At 78.4% G+C, this 1,605-nt stretch carries 1 protein-coding gene; it reads right to left on the bottom strand.

The window, feature by feature from the left end:
* A partial coding sequence (locus NH602_RS30665) for a diguanylate cyclase domain-containing protein (RefSeq protein WP_253069665.1) occupies positions 1-1,605 on the bottom strand: 1,605 nt, incomplete at both ends.

Raw genomic sequence — 1,605 nt, 5'->3', positions numbered from 1 at the left:
GAGCGCAGCAGGTCGTCGCCGCGGGGGCCGCGGGCGTCGGCCTGCGGGCCGGCCACGGCGGCGTCCCGCCCGGCGACGCCGACCGAGGCGGTCAGCGTGATCGGCCTGCCGGCCACGGTGACGTCGCCGCGCAGCAACCCGGCGACGACGGCGGCGAGCGCCTGCGGTCCGCCGACCTCGTCGACGTCGGCGCAGACCACCGCGAACTCGTCGGCCGACAGCCGCCCGGCCGTGCAGTGGTACGGCAGCTCGCGCTGCAGCCGCCCGGCCAGCTCGACGAGCAGGGTGTCGCCGGCGTCGTGGCCGAGGCCGGTGTTGACGCGGGCGAAGTCGTCGACGTCGCCGCAGACCACGGCGACCCGGGCGGCGTCCGGCCCGGCCAGCAGCCGGTCGGCGAGCTCCAGCAGCCCGGCCCGGTTGGGCAGCCGGGTCAGCGGGTCGACGGTGTCGGCCTCGCGGAGCACGTCGGCGGCGCGGCGGCGCTCCCCCACGTCGGTGACGACGAGCAGCCAGAACGGGCGGCCGTCGTCGGAGGGCGCGGCGTTGACCACGACCTCGCAGTCGACCCGGGTCCCGTCGGCGCGCAGCAGCGGCAGCGACTCGATCCGGTAGGTCGGCTCGGGGTGCGACGGGTCACGCAGCCAGTCCGGCAGTCCGCCGCGCAGGTCGGACTGGGGCTCGGCGGACAGGCTGCGTGCCGGGACGCCGCGCAGGGTCTCCAGGTCGGCGTCGAGCAGCTGGCAGAGCGCCGGGTTGGCGTCGACGATCCGTCCGCGTCCGTCGAGCATCGCGACGCCGGTGGTGATGGTGGCGACGAGATCGGCGAACCGCTGCCCGGAGCGCTGCGCGCGGGACTCGGCCCGGCGCCGGTCGGACACGTCCTGCACGGTCCCGATCAGGCGCAGCGGGGCACCACCGGGGGTGCGGTCGATCCGGGTGCGGCACGACAGCACCGCGCCGCCCTGGGGGCGGATCTCGGAGCTGTGCGCGGTGGTGGGCTCCGGCGCTGCGTCCGGGCCGCGGCGCAGCATCCGGCAGACCCGCTCGACCTGCTCGCCCTCGATGGGCCCGTCGGGGCCGTCGGGGCGCACGCCGAGCGCGCGGTAGAGCTCGACGAGCCCCTCGCTGCGGGTCAGCGTCCCGGCCTGCAGGTCGAAGGTCCAGGTGCCTGAGCGGGTGGCGCGCTCGAGGTCGAGCGCGGGGGCCTCGTCCGACGGCGCGGGCGCGGCGTCGGGGAACGGGGTGAGCAGCACGACGGTGCGGTCACCCGGCTGGTTCCAGCGGACGACCTTGACCCGGGCCAGGCGGCGGTCAGCACGGACCAGACGGGCGTCGGAGTCCGGGCCGACGAGCAGCTGCGGGAGCCGCATGCCGGTCGGGTCGGCGGAGCCGGCGAGGCGGCGGAGTGCGGCGTTGGTGTGGACGACGACGCCCCCGGCGTCGCAGACCATCGCGGGCGAGGGCGGGAGCTGCACCGCGGAGTGGTCGGCACCGTCGGCACCCGCGGCACCGGTCCCGGGGGTCCCCGGGCCGGGGGCCGCCTCGGCGACCGACGGGGCCGGGCCGGCCGGGCGCGGCGCACCGGGGAGGCGGCGGGCGCTGCCG

Source organism: Pseudonocardia sp. McavD-2-B, assembly GCF_024124365.1.
GTDB lineage: Bacteria > Actinomycetota > Actinomycetes > Mycobacteriales > Pseudonocardiaceae > Pseudonocardia > Pseudonocardia alni.
The sequence above is the reverse complement of the archived record's forward strand: the minus strand, read 5'-3'. Positions and strand labels throughout refer to the sequence as shown.